Annotated in this window: 13 protein-coding genes and 4 tRNA genes; 16 read left to right on the top strand and 1 reads right to left on the bottom strand. The window is 43.3% G+C overall.

What is annotated here, in order from left to right; all coding sequences use genetic code 11:
• Entirely contained in the window at positions 1-810 is an 810-nt protein-coding gene (murI, locus tag G395_RS0120405; protein WP_026631770.1) for a glutamate racemase, read from the bottom strand.
• A 162-nt stretch (positions 811-972) separates the two neighbouring features.
• Here murI and G395_RS0120410 point away from each other — a divergent pair, with 162 nt between their 5' ends.
• The 16 genes from G395_RS0120410 to rpoC all read left to right on the top strand — a co-directional run bounded on the left by G395_RS0120410 (position 973) and on the right by rpoC (position 17179).
• A complete protein-coding gene (locus G395_RS0120410) occupies positions 973-1563 on the top strand; it encodes an RNA polymerase sigma factor (RefSeq protein WP_026631771.1) in 591 nt (196 codons plus the stop codon).
• Positions 1544-2344 (top strand): hypothetical protein, encoded by an 801-nt coding sequence (locus tag G395_RS0120415; RefSeq protein WP_026631772.1) that lies wholly within the window; start codon positions 1544-1546, stop codon positions 2342-2344. The genes G395_RS0120410 and G395_RS0120415 overlap by 20 nt, the downstream gene beginning before the upstream one ends.
• A gap of 10 nt (positions 2345-2354) precedes the next feature.
• The gene (locus G395_RS0120420) at positions 2355-3458 is read left to right on the top strand and encodes an outer membrane beta-barrel protein (protein WP_026631773.1); all 1104 of its coding nucleotides are present in this window, start codon (positions 2355-2357) and stop codon (positions 3456-3458) included.
• A 169-nt stretch (positions 3459-3627) separates the two neighbouring features.
• Positions 3628-3710, top strand: a tRNA-Tyr gene (locus tag G395_RS0120425).
• Between the two features lie 59 nt (positions 3711-3769).
• A tRNA-Gly gene (locus tag G395_RS0120430) sits at positions 3770-3842 on the top strand.
• A gap of 121 nt (positions 3843-3963) precedes the next feature.
• Positions 3964-4035 (top strand) — tRNA-Thr (locus tag G395_RS0120435).
• A gap of 126 nt (positions 4036-4161) precedes the next feature.
• Complete coding sequence (tuf, locus tag G395_RS0120440; RefSeq protein WP_026631774.1) at positions 4162-5349, top strand: elongation factor Tu; 1188 nt, start codon at positions 4162-4164, stop codon at positions 5347-5349.
• A gap of 103 nt (positions 5350-5452) precedes the next feature.
• Positions 5453-5523: transfer RNA gene (locus G395_RS0120445), tRNA-Trp, on the top strand.
• A 16-nt stretch (positions 5524-5539) separates the two neighbouring features.
• Positions 5540-5731: a preprotein translocase subunit SecE gene (gene secE, locus G395_RS0120450; RefSeq protein WP_026631775.1), complete on the top strand. Its 192-nt coding sequence runs from the start codon at positions 5540-5542 to the stop codon at positions 5729-5731.
• Between the two features lie 36 nt (positions 5732-5767).
• The gene (nusG, locus tag G395_RS0120455; RefSeq protein ID WP_026631776.1) at positions 5768-6322 is read left to right on the top strand and encodes a transcription termination/antitermination protein NusG; all 555 of its coding nucleotides are present in this window, start codon (positions 5768-5770) and stop codon (positions 6320-6322) included.
• Positions 6323-6399: 77 nt separating this feature from the next.
• A complete protein-coding gene (rplK, locus tag G395_RS0120460) occupies positions 6400-6849 on the top strand; it encodes a 50S ribosomal protein L11 (protein ID WP_026631777.1) in 450 nt (149 codons plus the stop codon).
• A 37-nt stretch (positions 6850-6886) separates the two neighbouring features.
• Entirely contained in the window at positions 6887-7585 is a 699-nt protein-coding gene (gene rplA, locus G395_RS0120465; protein WP_026631778.1) for a 50S ribosomal protein L1, read from the top strand.
• A gap of 1 nt (position 7586) precedes the next feature.
• The gene (rplJ, locus tag G395_RS0120470) at positions 7587-8117 is read left to right on the top strand and encodes a 50S ribosomal protein L10 (protein WP_026631779.1); all 531 of its coding nucleotides are present in this window, start codon (positions 7587-7589) and stop codon (positions 8115-8117) included.
• Positions 8118-8202: 85 nt separating this feature from the next.
• Entirely contained in the window at positions 8203-8589 is a 387-nt protein-coding gene (rplL, locus tag G395_RS0120475) for a 50S ribosomal protein L7/L12 (RefSeq protein ID WP_026631780.1), read from the top strand.
• A 321-nt stretch (positions 8590-8910) separates the two neighbouring features.
• Positions 8911-12777: a DNA-directed RNA polymerase subunit beta gene (gene rpoB / locus G395_RS0120480; protein ID WP_026631781.1), complete on the top strand. Its 3867-nt coding sequence runs from the start codon at positions 8911-8913 to the stop codon at positions 12775-12777.
• Between the two features lie 79 nt (positions 12778-12856).
• Positions 12857-17179, top strand: a complete 4323-nt coding sequence (rpoC, locus tag G395_RS0120485; RefSeq protein WP_026631782.1) for a DNA-directed RNA polymerase subunit beta' — start codon at positions 12857-12859, stop codon at positions 17177-17179.
• The last annotated feature ends 98 nt before the right edge of the window (positions 17180-17277 follow it).

Consider the following 17277-nt stretch of genomic DNA (forward strand, 5'->3'; position numbering starts at 1 on the left):
TTACTCCCAAAGCGGGTAGTGTTCAAGCTGGATCTGCCTGCCAAAGAATATGTTTGTCGATTGTTCGAAGGACAGCGTGTAGTCGGACACATAAAATGCGCGCTTGCCTTCTCCCTTTTCATTGACCAGATAATGTTGTTCCAGCCAGGATTTTAATGAGAAAGCCACTATCTCGGATGTGTCGAGGATTTCTACATTGCTTTTATAGAATTCGCCGATCTGGTTTTTGATCAGCGGATAATGCGTGCAGCCAAGAATCAATGCTTCAATATCTGTCAGCGAAGGATCAGACAAATAGCTGGTTATAATGCTTTCACTAATATTATTGTCGAAAAAACCTTCCTCAATCATGGGCGCCAGCAAAGGAGTAGCCAGTGACTTCAACTGAATATTCTTACCCAAAGCGTCCACTTTCTTTTTGTATACATTGGAAAGGACCGTTTGCTTCGTCCCGATCAGGCCGATCGTCTTGCCGTCATAATGTTCCTTAATGTAATCCACCACCGGATCAATTACATTCAAAACCTTCGCCTTGCTGCCCACATATTCCCGCACCAGCTCATAAGCTGCAGCAGAAGCCGAGTTGCAGGCAATGAGGATAAGCTTGCAATTTTGCTGCAGAAGCATGTTGCAAATTTTGATAGAATAAGCCTGAATTGCCGCCTGAGACTTATCGCCGTAGGGAAGGTGCGCCGTGTCGCCAAAATAAATTGTATTCTCTTGCGGCAGAAGCCTGGTAACTGCACTGGCAACGGTCATCCCGCCAATGCCACTATCAAAAATCCCAATAGGCGCCGAAGAATCAAACATAATGGATAGGGGTAAATCTTTTAGTTAAGCGATATTTGATCCAAAACTAAAGGAACGGTACGAATAACTTTTTTAAAAATTAAATCAATTCGTAAATTTTTTAAGATCTGATGCAACCTACCGTTCGGGAAAGAGCATCTTGATATTGAAACCACCAAATGAATGGGTCGAATTTTATCACTTTTCAGTAACGAGGCACAACTCATCAAAGCGCTTAGGAAGGAAGATCCGAAGGCTCAGCGACAGTTGTACGATAAATACAGCGCTCGCATGCTGGCTTTATGCTTTCGTTATATCTGTGATGACATGGCGGCTGAGGATGTGATGGTTGAAGGTTTTATAAGAGTGTTTGCGAAAATAGAGCAGTTCAGCGAAGAAGGCAGTTTTGAAGGATGGATCCGTCGCATTATGGTAAATGAGGCGCTGGGTTATTTAAGAAAACAAAAACGTAGCCTGGAAGACACGCTGTCAGACGAGGCCAATAACATTCCGGATTATGCACACGCTGATCAGAATCTGGAGACGCAGGAGTTGCTCGCATTGATTGAGTCGCTGCCCACAGGATACAGAACGGTTTTCAATTTATATGCAATTGAAGGTTATCCGCACATTGAAATTGCACAAATGCTTGGCATAACCGAAAGCACATCCAAGTCGCAATTGCACCGGGCAAGGGCAATGCTGCAAAAAATGGTGGCGGATTGGGAAAATGATTTTAAAAAAAAAGTAGAATATGAAAAAGCATCCGGTTGATGATCTTTTCAAGCGCAGGCTTTCGGAGTTGGAAAAAAAGCCATCTGCCGCTGCCTGGGAAAAAATCAAGACAAGCACAAAAAAGGAGCGTAAGCTGGCGGGCTGGGTCTGGTATGCCGCAGCAAGTGTTGTCATCACGCTTGTAGCAGGTTATATCGTCTGGAATAGCGAGCGCCCAAACATTGAAACCATTGGTAAGGAGAGGAAACGTGTAATCGTTTCCAAGCCAAAGGAACTTGTCGGGGAACAGGAAAAAGAAACTGTTCAGCAAGTGGAGGTTGAAAAGATTCCCGTGCCTGCTCCTGAGCTCGCGGGCGATGAGAATAAAAGGGAATTGGAAAAGACTGATCATGCGGAGCACGTTACGAAGGAGCCAATCCATGTTGGTAACCACATTCAAGATGCTGAACCCCAAAACGTGGCGAAAATTGATATCGACGTAAAAGAGGAGCCTGTTACAGAGCTGCCTACTATTGAAAAGATTACCCCAAAAGCAGAAGAAGCCCTTTCCGCGAAGATCACACCAATGCCGGTTGAACAGACTAGGGTTGTTTTAGTGGAAGTGGAAACAAATGATCAGGATGAGGATAAACCTAAATCCTCCAAATTCTCGAAAGTGTTTCGTCAGCTGAAAAATGCGAGAGCGGGCGAGCGCGTGGATTGGGAAGAAGTGGGTTTTAATCCAAAAAGCCTCGTTGCGAAAGTAGACGATCGCTTGCGCAACGGAGAAGAAAGAGTGTCGGAAAAGTACCATAACCTCAAAGACAAAACCAAACTTTAAAATCACAGCCATGAAACTGAAATTGTATATAGTCGGCCTATTCCTCGTTTTTGGAATGAATGTGCGTGCAGGCGGTCTGAAACCTGCGCAACAAAATTCCCCGCAGGAGAAAGATTCAATTATCGTGACCTTTGGCGACAGGACAAGACTTATTATTTATGGAGAAGACCGCAAAGAACTCGAAAAGATCATGAAGTATGACCTGAACACATTGTTGAAGGACTTGAAAATCAGGCTTGATAGCACCGATGCAGACACAACTTATTTGCGGGAGGAAATTAATGGCAGCAAATACTTAAAAGATAAATCGAATGATGAGGATTATGTAAGAATTGGCCTGCGGGGAATCCACATTAAAAATGGGGACACGGAAGTCAAAATTAATTCGAAGGGAGTCGAGGTGGAAGACGAGGATGATGACGACGGGAAATCAGATTCAAATTACAGGCGCACGGGCAAGCGCTTCTATCGGTCAGGCGGTGGTTCCAGTCCACGAAAAGGATTCAATATCGCATTAGGCCTGAATACTTACGGCACAAATGAAACGACGCCAGGCTTCTCCAAGGACGACTACGACCTTAAACCCTTCGGGTCACGATATATCAGCTTAGGCTACATTGCGAGTACAACCATTGCAAAAGGTAAAAATGCGCGTCTTCACCTTGATTTTGGGGTTGATTTCTCCTGGTACAATTTAATGTTTGATGGGAATAATACGGTTGCGAAAGATTCTCTACAAATTAGTTTTCCGCTTGTTACCAATGAAAACGGAGAGGAGATTGAGATGAAAAAAAGTAAGCTAACGGTCCCGTACGTAAACATCTCTTTCATGCCGACCCTGAGTTTCTCGCGATCATTCATCTCATACATTAGTGCAGGCGTTTATGGAGGTTACCGGTTGGGCAGCTATACCAAGTTAAGACGCGAGGGAAGTAAGGACGTGGACCATGTCCGGAAAAACTTTTACATTGAAGATCTGAGATATGGTCTGTCCGCAGAGCTAGGCATCAGAAATTTCCCCGATTTCTTTGTCAACTACGATTTCAATAATCTCTATCAGGATGGCAAAGGGCCGTCTGTAAGGATGCTTAGTTTTGGAGTAAGGTTATTTTAAAAAGCGTTTAAATGCGCTTAATAGCGGTTTAAAACAATGTATTTTGTTTAAGCCGCTATTTTTCTTTATTTTTTTTTCAAAAGAATTTGAGAATTTAAGAAAAGGGTATAATTTTGCGACTCCAAAAAGTGAGACAAGCGGTTTTCACGGTTGTGTTGAAATGTTGATTGGGGGTGTACCAGAGCGGCCAAATGGGGCAGACTGTAAATCTGCTGGTGTATGCCTACGGTGGTTCGAATCCATCCGCCCCCACAGTTAATGCCAAAATGAGCTTCTGAGATTACCAGTTTCAGGAGGAGGCAAAAACAAATGCGGAAGTAGCTCAGCTGGTAGAGCGATAGCCTTCCAAGCTATAGGTCGCGAGTTCGAACCTCGTCTTCCGCTCATTTAAAACACCATCGAAGCGATTAGCGAAAACATTCATTAGATACTTTTTCGCTAATCGCTTTTTGGTTGTAATAGCCCAGAATTGCTTAACGTAGCATTTCAAATGTATTGAAATTTTGCTTTTGTAGCTCAGGGGTAGAGCACTTCCTTGGTAAGGAAGAGGTCAGGGGTTCAAATCCCCTCAAAAGCTCGGAAAAGATTTTGATCCTTGTATTTAGTTAAATTGATTTTGGGGTGCTTGGCTAGTGTAAGCTAAACAGGATCAATCATTAGTGTTTAATAAATTGTAACTTTTAATTTTAAGCGTACTTAAGTCATGGCAAAAGAGACGTTTGACCGCTCGAAACCCCACGTAAATATTGGTACTATCGGGCACGTTGACCACGGTAAAACTACCCTTACTGCTGCTATCACAACTGTGTTGGCGAAAAAGGGTTTAGCAGTACTTCGCGATTTCTCATCAATTGATAATGCTCCTGAAGAGAAAGAGCGTGGTATCACGATTAACACATCCCACGTTGAGTATTCGACAGCAAACCGTCACTATGCTCACGTTGACTGTCCAGGTCACGCGGATTATGTAAAGAACATGGTAACTGGTGCTGCACAGATGGACGGCGCTATCATTGTAGTTGCTGCTACTGATGGACCAATGCCACAAACTCGTGAGCACATTCTTTTGGCTCGCCAGGTTGGTGTTCCTCAGCTTGTTGTGTTCATGAACAAAGTGGATATGGTTGATGATCCAGAACTTCTTGAACTTGTTGAAATGGAAATCCGTGAGCTTTTGAGCTTCTACGATTACGATGGAGACAACATTCCTGTAATCCAAGGTTCTGCTTTGGGTGGTTTGAATGGCGAAGAAAAATGGGTTAAAACGATTGAAGAATTGATGGATGCTGTTGATAGCTACATTCCAATTCCTCCACGTATGACTGATCTTCCTTTCCTTATGCCTGTTGAAGACGTATTCTCGATCACTGGTCGTGGAACTGTTGCAACTGGTCGTATCGAAAGAGGAGTAATCAACTCTGGTGAAGCAGTTGATATCCTTGGTATGGGTGCAGAAGGTCTTAAATCGGTAGTAACTGGTGTTGAGATGTTCCGTAAGATCCTTGACCGTGGAGAAGCTGGTGACAACGTAGGTCTTTTGCTTCGTGGTATCAACAAAGAAGATATCCGTCGCGGAATGGTAATCTGCAAGCCAGGTTCAGTTAAGCCTCACGCTGCATTCAAAGGCGAGGTTTATGTACTTTCGAAAGAAGAAGGTGGACGTCACACTCCATTCTTTAACAAATACCGTCCTCAGTTTTACTTCCGTACCACGGACGTAACGGGTGAAATTTCTCTTCCAGCTGGTGTAGAAATGGTTATGCCTGGTGATAACATCACAATTGATGTGAAATTGATCAACAAGATTGCTATGGAAAAAGGTCTTCGTTTCGCGATTCGTGAAGGTGGACGTACCGTAGGTGCTGGTCAGGTAACTGAAATTCTTGACTAATCAAGATTAGCATATTAAAACAAGTGCATTTCTTATGAGATGCACTTGTTTTTTATAATTAAATCGTATCTTTGCAGCCCGAAAGTACCGGGTCGTTAGATAAACGGGTGTAGTTCAAGGGTAGAATAGCGGTCTCCAAAACCGTTGATGGGAGTTCGAATCTCTCCACCCGTGCATATTAAAAGGAAAAATGGAAAAATTTACTTCTTTTTTAAAAGCTTCCTGGGAAGAAATCACCCAGCACGTAACATGGCCTCCTTTTAACGAGCTTCAGGCTAATACGACACTAGTGCTTGTCGGTTCCCTCATTTTTGCCTTCGTTGTAGGCATTATGGACTTTGTCTTTGAGAATGCACTGAATCTTTTTTATCAGTCTTTCTAAGGCTATTTTTATTATAGTGGCAACCCCCGGAATGGTATGAGTAGTCTAAATTGGTTTGTATTGAGAGCGGTGTCTGGACAAGAGAAAAAAATCAAGTCCTACATTGAAAATGAAATCGCTCGGCAGAAACTGGATGAATTCGTTCCGCAGATCCTGATACCTTCTGAGAAGATATATGAAATGCGTAACGGTAAGAAACGGGTTAGAGAAAAAAACTTCTTTCCTGGTTACATTATCATTTCAGCGGATTTGTCAAAAGGAGAGGTTTTACACATTATAACCAGTATTCCTGGTGTTATAGGCTTCTTGGGAAGTGCAGAAGGTAATTCAAAAGTGCCTGTGCCGCTTCGTCAGTCAGAGATCAATAGGATCTTGGGTAAGGTAGACGAGGCAGAGCAGCATGAAGAAGCGCCAAGCATGTCATTCATCAGAGGAGAAACTGTCAAAGTTGTAGACGGTCCTTTCAGCGGCTTTATCGGAGTGGTTGAAGAAGTATTCGACGAGAAGAAAAAACTCAATGTAGTTGTAAAAATATTCGGGCGTAATACACCCGTGGAACTCAGTTACGCACAAGTAGAAAAGGATAGTTGAAAGAGTAACGGGCAGGGTAAGCTTCCACTTGCATGTTAAGCCGTTAAACAATCAATGAACCGACAAATTACAAAACAATGGCAAAAGAAATAGGTGGATACGTCAAACTACAGGTAAAAGGTGGCCAAGCCAACCCTTCACCTCCAATCGGTCCTGCATTAGGATCGAAAGGTTTGAATATCATGGAGTTTTGCAAGCAATTCAATGGCCGTACCCAGGATAAAATGGGTGTGGTGTTGCCGGTAGTTATTACATACTATAAGGATAAGTCTTTTGACTTCGTCATTAAGACCCCCCCGGCCGCGATTCTGCTTCTGGAAGCATCAAAAGTAAAGACAGGTTCGGCTCAGCCAAACCGTTTGAAAGTAGGTTCGGTATCATGGGATCAGGTTCGTACGATCGCTGAAACCAAAATGCCTGACTTGAACTGCTTTACAATTGATTCTGCTATGAAAATGATAGCGGGAACGGCTCGTAGTATGGGTATTACTGTAGCAGGCAAGGCCCCGTGGGAAGAAAACAACTGAGCGTAAAAATATTTATACGCTGAAAGAAACAAAGAACATGGGAAAATTAACCAAAAAGCAAAAAGAAGCTCTTTCGAAATTCGACGCGAATCAAGTTTACTCTCTTGAGCAAGCAGCGGACGTACTTAAGACGATTTCTTATACCAAATTTGATTCTTCCGTGGATATCGACGTTCGTTTGGGCGTAGATCCTCGTAAAGCTGATCAAATGGTACGTGGCGTGGTAACATTGCCACACGGAACCGGAAAAGAAGTTCGTGTATTGGTTTTGTGTACTCCCGATAAGGAGGCAGAAGCGAAAGAAGCAGGAGCGGATTATGTTGGTCTTGATGAATATATCCAAAAGATAGAGCAAGGCTGGACAGACATCGACGTAATTATCACAATGCCGAGTGTGATGGCAAAAGTGGGACGGTTAGGTAAGGTTTTAGGTCCTCGCGGACTGATGCCAAACCCTAAATCAGGAACGGTAACTCCGGATGTAGCGAAAGCTGTGAAGGAAGTAAAAGCAGGTAAGATTGATTTCAAAGTTGACAAAACAGGAATCATTCACGCAAGTGTTGGTAAAGTTTCTTTTGGAAACGAGCAGCTTGTACAAAATGCTACAGAAGTTATCAATACTCTGGTTCGCCTTAAACCATCATCGGCAAAAGGAACTTACGTAAAAAGCATTCACTTGTCAAGCACGATGAGCCCGGGTGTTACTATTGATAAAAACACAATTCCAGGATTATAATATGACACGGGAAGAGAAAGCAGTAATTATAGACGAGTTAAGTCAAAAATTCGCTAGCACCCCATACTTCTATATCACCAGCGCAAACGGAATGTCTGTAGGTGAAACAAACCAGCTAAGAGGCCTTTGCTTCGAACGCGGTGTGGAGTATCGTGTTGTTAAGAATACATTGATTAAGAAAGCACTAGAGACATTAGATACGGATTATTCCTCTTTTGACGAAGTTTTGAAAGGATTTTCCGGAGTTATGTTTCACCCGGAGTCAGGTAAGGTTCCTGCACAATTGATTAAAGAATTCAAGAAGAAATCAGGTACTGACAAGCTTAAATTTAAAGGAGCTTCTGTTGATTCATCTGTTTTCGTTGGTGAAAGCCAGCTTGACGTTCTGATCGCTCTGAAGTCAAAACAAGAAATGATCGGAGAGATTATCGGATTGTTGCAATCACCTGCTAAAAATGTTATCGGCGCCCTTCAAAGCGGTGGAAACAAATTGGCTGGTATTTTGAAAACCTTGTCTGAGAAAGAGGACTAATATTAATAGCCAGGCTGAGCTCTCCGGGAGAAAAAATGGAGCTTTTAAAATCATCTTATTGTATAATCAAAAAATCTAAATAAAAATGGCAGATTTGAAAGCATTCGCAGAACAGCTTGTTAACCTTACGGTTAAAGAAGTGAACGAATTGGCTACAATTCTTAAAGACGAATACGGTATTGAGCCTGCAGCGGCTGGTGCGGTAATGGTAGCAGGTCCTGCTGCTGGTGGTGGTTCTGATGCTCCTGCAGCAGAAGAGAAAACATCTTTTGATGTGATCTTGAAAGCAGCTGGCGCAAGCAAACTTGCTGTTGTGAAATTGGTTAAAGACCTTACTGGTCTTGGCTTGAAAGAAGCAAAAGAACTAGTTGACGGTGCTCCAAAGCCTGTTAAAGAAGGAGTTGCAAAAGACGAAGCAGAAGCTTTGAAAAAACAACTTGAAGAAGCAGGTGCAGAAGTTGAAGTGAAGTAATTTGCTTTATACCAAAAGCCTATAATTCTTAGGAATGAGGCCTGATTAACGTCAGGTCTTTTTCCTATTTATGTGTATACCAAACGAAAAATACTTTTTTTGCGTTTGTACTTAGATAGCCCTTCATTTAATCCGGGTTTATCATTCTTCTTTTCAAATAATTTGCGCGAAACACTTCTTTACTCGTAGGAAAGGAGAATAGGGGCAGTTATTTATCTCTACGAGGCAATAGATTAGGTTTAAAACTAATTATTACGATTGCGGCGCGTAAAGGTTACTCCGGCGCATTAGTTTTTCTACTAACCCAAATCAAACATAGCCTTGGCTACAATTAAAGCAACAACACCTAGAAAAAACTTTTCAAGGATCAATCAGATTATCGATTATCCGGATTTGCTAGGAATCCAGGTACAATCGTTCCGCGATTTCTTCAGTCTTGATACATCGGTTGAAGATCGTTCCGGAGAAGGATTGTACAAAGTTTTCGCAGAAAACTTTCCTATTGCCGATTCACGCGACAATTTCGTGTTGGAGTTCATTGATTATCTTCTTGAACCACCAAAATATTCAGTCGATGAATCCATCGACCGCGGACTGACTTATGCAGTGCCGTTGAAAGCAAAATTACGTTTGATTTGTAATGATGCTGATCATGAAGAATTTGAAACCATTGAGCAGGAAGTTTTCTTAGGAAACATTCCTTATATGACCGAAAGAGGTTCTTTTGTAATCAATGGTGCTGAGCGCGTTATCGTTTCACAACTTCACCGTTCACCAGGTGTGTTCTTCTCCATGAGCAAGCACACCAACGGTTCTAAATTGTACTCTGCACGTATTATTCCATTCAAAGGATCTTGGATTGAATTCTCGACAGACGTTAACAATGTGATGTACGCGTACATCGATCGTAAAAAGAAATTCCCGGTAACAACATTGCTTCGTGCCATTGGTTTTGGATCTGATAAAGATATCCTGGACCTTTTTGGCTTGTCAGAAGAAATCAGTGCAACACCAACAAACTTGAAGAAAGCTGTTGGCCGTCGCTTGGCTGCAAGGGTTTTGAGAACCTGGACAGAAGATTTCGTTGATGAAGATACAGGCGAGGTTGTTTCGATTCAACGTAACGAAGTGTTGCTTGAACGTGATTCAACAATTTCTGCCGAGGATATCGAAGTGATTGTAGAGTCAGGACAGAAATCTGTCATTCTGCATAAAGAAGATATGAATGTTGCGGATTATAACATTATTTATAATACGCTGCAAAAAGATAGCTCAAACTCTGATAAAGAGGCGGTTGAGCAAATTTACCGCCAATTGCGTAATGCTGAGGCACCGGACGAACAAACTGCTCGCGACGTAATTCAGAGCTTGTTCTTCAGTGACAAACGTTACGATCTTGGTGATGTTGGCCGTTATAGGATCAACAAAAAACTAGGTTCTGACACGAGTTTGGACGTTCGCGTTCTTACAACCGGTGATATCGTTTCAATCGTGAAGTATCTGATCGGTTTGATCAATGCTAAGGCGGTTGTCGATGATATTGACCACTTGTCAAACCGTCGTGTACGTACCGTTGGTGAGCAGCTTTATGCTCAGTTTGGTGTGGGTCTTGCACGTATGGCGCGTACCATTAAGGAGCGTATGAATGTGCGTGATAATGAAGATTTCAAGCCCGTTGATTTGATCAATGCGCGGACATTGTCTTCTGTTATCAACTCATTCTTTGGCACAAACCAGTTGTCACAGTTCATGGATCAGACCAATCCGTTAGCTGAGATTACGCACAAGCGTAGAATGTCGGCACTTGGACCTGGTGGTCTTTCTCGCGAAAGAGCCGGTTTCGAGGTTCGTGACGTTCACTACACGCACTACGGTCGTCTTTGTACAATTGAAACTCCGGAAGGACCAAACATTGGTTTGATTTCATCCCTTTGCGTATTTGCAAAAGTGAATGGAATGGGCTTTATCGAAACGCCATATCGTGTAATCGATGGTGCTGGTAAGCTAACCGATGAGCTTATATATATGACTGCCGAGGAAGAGGATTCCAAATACATTGCACAAGCAAATGCTTCTGTGGATGACAAAGGAAACTTTACGGTAGAAAAAATCAAAACGCGTTTTGAAGGTGACTTCCCGATGGTTGATCCTTCGCAAGCATCGTTCATGGACGTTGCTGCAAACCAGATCGTTTCGGTTGCTGCTTCATTGATTCCATTCCTGGAACATGATGATGCCAACCGTGCATTGATGGGATCTAACATGCAGCGTCAAGGTGTTCCATTGTTGCGCCCACAAGCGCCAATCGTTGGAACTGGCCTTGAAAAGCGTGTTGCAATGGATTCAAGAGCATTGGTTGTTGCAGAAGGCGACGGTGTGATTGAATTTGTAGATGCTAAGAAAATCGTTGTTAAATACAATAGAACAGATGATGAGCGCCTTGTAAGCTTTATTGAAGATAGCGTTTCTTATGATCTTGTTAAATTCCGTCGTACCAACCAGGACACTTGTCTTAACCTTCAACCAATGGTTCTTAAAGGCCAAAAGGTGAAAAAAGGTGAAGCACTTTGCCAGGGATATGGTACAGAAGGTGGAGAACTTGCATTGGGCCGTAATCTATTGGTTGCCTTCATGCCTTGGCAGGGATACAACTTTGAGGATGCGATTGTAATCTCGGAGAAAGTGGTTCGTGAGGATATCTTCACTTCGATTCACATTGAAGAATTCGAATTGGAAGTGCGTGATACGAAACGTGGAGAAGAAGAGCTTACTGCTGAAATTCCAAACGTAAGCGAGGAAACGGTTAAGAATCTTGACGAGAACGGAATTGTTCAAGTCGGTACAGAAGTAAAAGAAGGAGATATTTTAATTGGTAAGATCACTCCAAAAGGAGAATCTGATCCAACTCCGGAAGAAAAACTGCTTCGTGCGATTTTTGGTGATAAAGCTGGTGATGTGAAGGATGCTTCGAAAAAAGCGCCACCATCGATGAAAGGTGTGGTTATTGACACTAAACTTTTCTCTCGCCCAACGAAAGAAGAACGTGCAAAACACAAAGACGAACTTCGTCTATTGATGAAAAAATACGGTCGTGAGCTTACTGCGCTTCGTGGACGTATCATCGAGAAGTTGGTTGCATTGGTTGACGGTAAAACTAGCCAAGGTGTTAAACACAAGTTTGGTGATGAATTGGTAAGCAAAGGAATGAAGTTCAATGTGAGAAACATCTCGGAGAACCTTTTCCCTGCAAACAACCCTTACCGCGATGAATCTCAATATGCAGTTGCCGAAGAAGTTAACTTGATCGGTGACGTGTTGACAGATTCTTGGACTGAGGATTCAGAAACCAACTTGCAAGTTTCGTTGGTTTTGAAAAATTACCTGAATGCCCGCAGTGAATTGATGGGCCGTTTCAAACGCGATCGTTTTGCACTTGAAGTAGGTGATGAGCTTCCAGCTGGAATCGTGAAATTGGCAAAAGTATACATTGCCAAAAAACGTAAATTGAAAGTTGGGGATAAAATGGCAGGTCGTCACGGTAACAAAGGGGTTGTTGCCCGTATCGTTCGTGACGAAGATATGCCATTCCTTGAAGACGGAACACCAATGGATATCGTGTTGAACCCACTTGGGGTGCCTTCACGTATGAACATTGGTCAGATATATGAAACCATTCTTGCCTGGGCAGGTCTGAAACTGGGTCGTCGCTATGCTACTCCGATCTTTGACGGAGCTACGGAAGCAGAGGTTGCGGCTGAGTTAAAAGAAGCCGGATTGCCAGATTGGGGACGTACATTCCTTTACAATGGTTTGAGCGGAGAGCGCTTTGATCAGCCGATTACAGTTGGTTTGATGTACATGATGAAGCTGGGTCACTTGGTTGACGATAAAATGCACGCGCGTTCTATCGGGCCATACTCGCTCATTACACAGCAACCATTGGGTGGTAAAGCACAATTCGGAGGTCAGCGTTTTGGAGAAATGGAAGTGTGGGCGCTTGAAGCATTCGGTGCATCGCACATTCTTCAGGAGATCCTGACAGTTAAATCCGATGACGTGGTAGGCCGCGCCAAGGCATACGAAGCAATCGTAAAAGGTGAAAACCTTCCGAAACCAAATATTCCGGAGTCATTCAACGTACTTGTTCACGAGCTTCGTGGATTAGCATTGGAGATTACACTGGACTAATATTAGTCGTTGGCGCGGGAAACCGCGCCATAATGAAATCAATTTGAGTTTCGACTAACAGACAAACGACTTTTTAATTATGTCTTTCAAAAAGAACAAAAAACTTAATAGTGATTTTTCCAGAATGACGATCAGTCTGGCTTCACCTGAGTCTATCCTTGAGAGCTCTTTCGGTGAAGTAACCCAGCCTGAAACCATCAACTACCGGACTTACAAGCCGGAGATGGGCGGATTATTCTGCGAAAGAATCTTCGGACCTGTGAAGGACTGGGAATGTCATTGTGGAAAATACAAACGTATCCGTTACAAAGGAATCATCTGCGACCGTTGCGGTGTAGAGGTTACTGAGAAAAAGGTGCGTCGCGAGCGTATGGGCCACATTGAACTCGTTGTTCCTGTTGCACATATCTGGTATTTCCGCAGCTTGCCGAACAAAATCGGTTACCTGTTGGGATTATCAACCAAGAAATTGGATCAAATTATTTATTACGAGCGATATGCAGTCGTTCAGCCTGGTGTTAAAGAAGAAGATGGCGTTGGCTATCTTGACTTCTTGACCGAAGATGAATATCTGGATATCATCGATAAGCTGCCTCGCGAAAACCAAATGCTTCCGGACACGGATCCAAATAAGTTTATCGCGAAAATGGGTGCGGATGCGCTTGAAATGCTTTTGAACCGGATTAAACTGGATGAGCTTTCATACGAACTTCGTCACCAGGCAGCAACGGATACTTCGCAGCAACGTAAAGCAGAAGCATTAAAGCGTCTGAAAGTTGTAGAAGCATTCCGTGATGCAAATACACGTATCGAAAACCGTCCTGAGTGGATGGTGATCAAGATGGTTCCGGTTATTCCACCAGAACTTCGTCCGCTTGTGCCTTTGGATGGTGGTCGTTTTGCGACTTCCGATTTGAATGACCTTTATCGCCGTGTTATCATTCGGAACAACCGTCTGAAACGTCTGATTGAGATCAAAGCACCTGAGGTGATCTTGCGTAACGAAAAACGTATGTTGCAGGAAGCGGTTGATTCGCTTTTCGACAACAGCCGTAAAGTAAATGCGGTGCGTTCAGAAGGTAACCGTGCATTGAAATCACTTTCTGACATGCTTAAAGGTAAGCAAGGACGTTTCCGTCAAAACTTGCTTGGTAAGCGTGTCGATTATTCTGGTCGTTCGGTAATTGTTGTAGGACCTGAATTGAAATTGCACGAGTGCGGTTTGCCAAAAGATATGGCGGCAGAATTATTCAAGCCGTTCATTATCCGCAAGCTGATCGAACGTGGAATTGTTAAAACTGTAAAATCAGCGAAAAAGATTGTAGATCGTAAAGATCCTGTGATCTGGGATATTTTGGAAAACGTGTTGAAAGGACACCCTGTGTTGCTTAACCGTGCTCCAACATTGCACCGTTTGGGTATCCAGGCATTCCAGCCTAAACTGATCGAAGGAAAAGCGATTCAGTTGCACCCACTCGTTTGTACAGCATTCAACGCTGACTTTGACGGTGACCAGATGGCCGTTCACGTGCCATTGGGTCAGGAAGCCGTTTTAGAAGCTTCAATGTTGATGCTTTCGTCACATAACATTCTTAACCCTGCGAATGGCGCGCCGATTACGGTTCCATCACAAGACATGGTTTTGGGTCTGTATTATGTTACAAAAGGCCGCGTAAGCACAGAAAACTATCCGATCATTGGAGAAGGAATGATTTTCTACGGTCCGGACGAAGTTATCATTGCCATTAATGAAGGCAAATTGTCAAAACATGCGAATATCAAATGCCGCCTGCGCGTTCGTAACGACGACGGAACATTTGAAACGAAAATGGTTGACACCGTTGCCGGACGTATCCTGTTCAATCAGGCTGTTCCTGAGGAAGTTGGTTACATCAATGAATTGCTGACTAAGAAGAAATTGCAGCAGATCATTGGTTTGGTGTTCAAATTGGCTGGTGTTGCCCGTACAGCTCAGTTCCTGGATGAAATTAAAGAACTTGGTTTCCAAATGGCCTTCAAAGGCGGTTTGTCAATGGGATTGAACGACGTAATGGTGCCAGACGAAAAGGTGAAATTGATCGAGCAAGCGAAACTGGACGTGGAAAACGTTTGGAGCAACTACTTGATGGGTCTTATCACTGAAAACGAGCGTTATAACCAGGTTATTGATATCTGGACACGCGTTAACTCACGCATTACAGAGACGTTGATGAAGCAATTGGAAACAGACCAGGGCGGATTTAACTCAATTTATATGATGATGCACTCAGGTGCACGTGGTTCGCGCGAGCAAATCCGTCAGCTGGGTGGAATGAGGGGTCTTATGGCCAAGCCTCAGAAAAACATCGCGGGTGGTGCAGGTGAAATCATCGAGAACCCGATCCTTTCTAACTTTAAAGAAGGTTTGGACGTTCTTGAATACTTTATCTCAACACACGGTGCACGTAAAGGTCTTGCCGATACAGCTCTGAAAACGGCTGATGCGGGTTACCTTACACGTCGTCTGCATGACGTTGCACAAGATGTAGTTGTGATCGAAACAGACTGCGGATCCCTTCGTGGAATTGCAATCTCTGCTTTGAAAGACAACGAAGATATCGTTGAGCCACTTTCTGAGCGTATCCTGGGTCGTGTAAGCGTTCACGATGTATTTGATCCTTTGTCTAACGAAATGATCTTGGCTTCTGGTCAGGAAATCACGGAAGAAATCGCTTCTTACATTGACGAAACGAGCATTGAAACAGTTGAAATTCGTTCAGTATTGACTTGCGAAACACGTAATGGTGTTTGTGCGAAATGCTACGGACGTTCATTGGCATCTGCGCATATGGTGAACATTGGTGAAGCTGTGGGTGTAATTGCATCGCAGTCCATCGGTGAGCCGGGAACGCAGTTGACACTTCGTACATTCCACGTCGGTGGTACGGCTTCCAACATTTCTGTTGAAGCAAACATCAAGGCGAAATTCGACGGTGTAATTGGTTTTGAAGATCTTCGTCTTGTTCAGTCTGTTAACTCAGAAGGAGATGACGTAACAGTAGTAATGGGTCGTTCAGGAGAGGTTAAAATTACTAATCCAGAAACTGGCCAGCTATTGATCTCAAATAACGTTCCTTATGGAGCACACCTTTTGGTAAAAGATGGTGACAGGGTTCAAAAAGGACAAGAACTTTGTACCTGGGATCCATATCACGCAGTAATCCTTTCGGAATTCACCGGAGTAGTATCGTTCGATGCAATTGAAGAAGGCATTACATATCGTGAAGAATTTGATGAGCAAACTGGTTTCCAGGAATCTGTGATCATTGAAACACGTGATAAAACCAAAAACCCGGCTATCGTGGTAAAAGGTAAGTCTACGTTGTTGAAAGATCAGACAGAAAAAGGCTATAACCTTCCTGTTGGAGCACGTTTGGTGGTGAAAGCCGGAACGAACATTAAAGCAGGTCAGCCATTGGCGAAAATCCCACGTGTTGTTGGTAAAACACGCGATATTACGGGAGGTTTGCCACGTGTAACTGAACTTTTCGAGGCTCGTAACCCGTCTAACCCAGCAACTGTTTCTGAAATCGATGGTGTAGTTTCTTATGGAGGTGTGAAACGCGGTAACCGTGAAATTCATATCGAATCAAGAGACGGAACACAACGTCGTTACATGGTTGCCCTTTCGAAACACATTCTGGTTCAGGATGGTGACTTCGTGAGAGCAGGAGATCCATTATCCGACGGAGCGATCACACCAGCTGATATTCTTTCTATCAAAGGACCAACAGCGGTTCAGGAATATCTTGTAAATGAAATTCAGGAAGTATACCGTCTGCAGGGTGTGAAGATCAACGATAAGCATATCGAATGTATCGTACGCCAGATGATGCAGAAAGTTGAGATCCTGGATGCAGGTGATACCAACTTCCTCGAAATGCAACCGGTTGACCGCGTTGTATTCCGTGAAGAAAATGATAAGATCCTGGATTTGAAAGTTATTGAAGACGCTGGTAGCTCTGAGACTTTGAAACCAGGTATGATCGTTTCTGTTCGTCGTTTGCGTGATGAAAATTCAAGCTTGAAACGTCGTGACCTGAAATTGGTTACTGCGCGTGATGCGCAGGCGGCTGTTGCGAAACCTACTTTGATGGGTATCACACAAGCTTCATTGGGTACTGAAAGTTTCGTTTCTGCGGCTTCGTTCCAGGAAACAACCAAAGTATTGAGCGAAGCAGCTGTTCGTGGAAAACGCGATGAACTGAAAGGCTTGAAAGAAAACGTGATCGTAGGTCACTTGATCCCAGCCGGAACAGGAATGCGTCAATACGAAAGCTTGATCGTTGGATCAAAAGAAGAGTTCGATGCTTTGACTGAATCTCGTGAGAAGCTTTCTCGCAAGAAAAAGGAATTAGTATAGGTCAATTCAAGTAAAATAAAAAGAGCCGGTTCTGCGATGTGGAACCGGCTCTTTGCTGTTTTAATACTAAATTTTAGTAATTTCCGCAGAGATAATCA

This window comes from Dyadobacter alkalitolerans DSM 23607 (assembly GCF_000428845.1).
In the GTDB taxonomy this organism is placed as follows: Bacteria; Bacteroidota; Bacteroidia; order Cytophagales; family Spirosomataceae; genus Dyadobacter; species Dyadobacter alkalitolerans.

Coding starts and splice junctions, on each gene's coding strand:
- murI (WP_026631770.1), bottom strand. CDS start 810: ATGTTTGATTCTTCGGCGCCTATTGGGATTTTTGATAGTGGCATTGGC.
- G395_RS0120410 (WP_026631771.1), top strand. CDS start 973: ATGGGTCGAATTTTATCACTTTTCAGTAACGAGGCACAACTCATCAAA.
- G395_RS0120415 (WP_026631772.1), top strand. CDS start 1,544: ATGAAAAAGCATCCGGTTGATGATCTTTTCAAGCGCAGGCTTTCGGAG.
- G395_RS0120420 (WP_026631773.1), top strand. CDS start 2,355: ATGAAACTGAAATTGTATATAGTCGGCCTATTCCTCGTTTTTGGAATG.
- tuf (WP_026631774.1), top strand. CDS start 4,162: ATGGCAAAAGAGACGTTTGACCGCTCGAAACCCCACGTAAATATTGGT.
- secE (WP_026631775.1), top strand. CDS start 5,540: ATGGAAAAATTTACTTCTTTTTTAAAAGCTTCCTGGGAAGAAATCACC.
- nusG (WP_026631776.1), top strand. CDS start 5,768: ATGAGTAGTCTAAATTGGTTTGTATTGAGAGCGGTGTCTGGACAAGAG.
- rplK (WP_026631777.1), top strand. CDS start 6,400: ATGGCAAAAGAAATAGGTGGATACGTCAAACTACAGGTAAAAGGTGGC.
- rplA (WP_026631778.1), top strand. CDS start 6,887: ATGGGAAAATTAACCAAAAAGCAAAAAGAAGCTCTTTCGAAATTCGAC.
- rplJ (WP_026631779.1), top strand. CDS start 7,587: ATGACACGGGAAGAGAAAGCAGTAATTATAGACGAGTTAAGTCAAAAA.
- rplL (WP_026631780.1), top strand. CDS start 8,203: ATGGCAGATTTGAAAGCATTCGCAGAACAGCTTGTTAACCTTACGGTT.
- rpoC (WP_026631782.1), top strand. CDS start 12,857: ATGTCTTTCAAAAAGAACAAAAAACTTAATAGTGATTTTTCCAGAATG.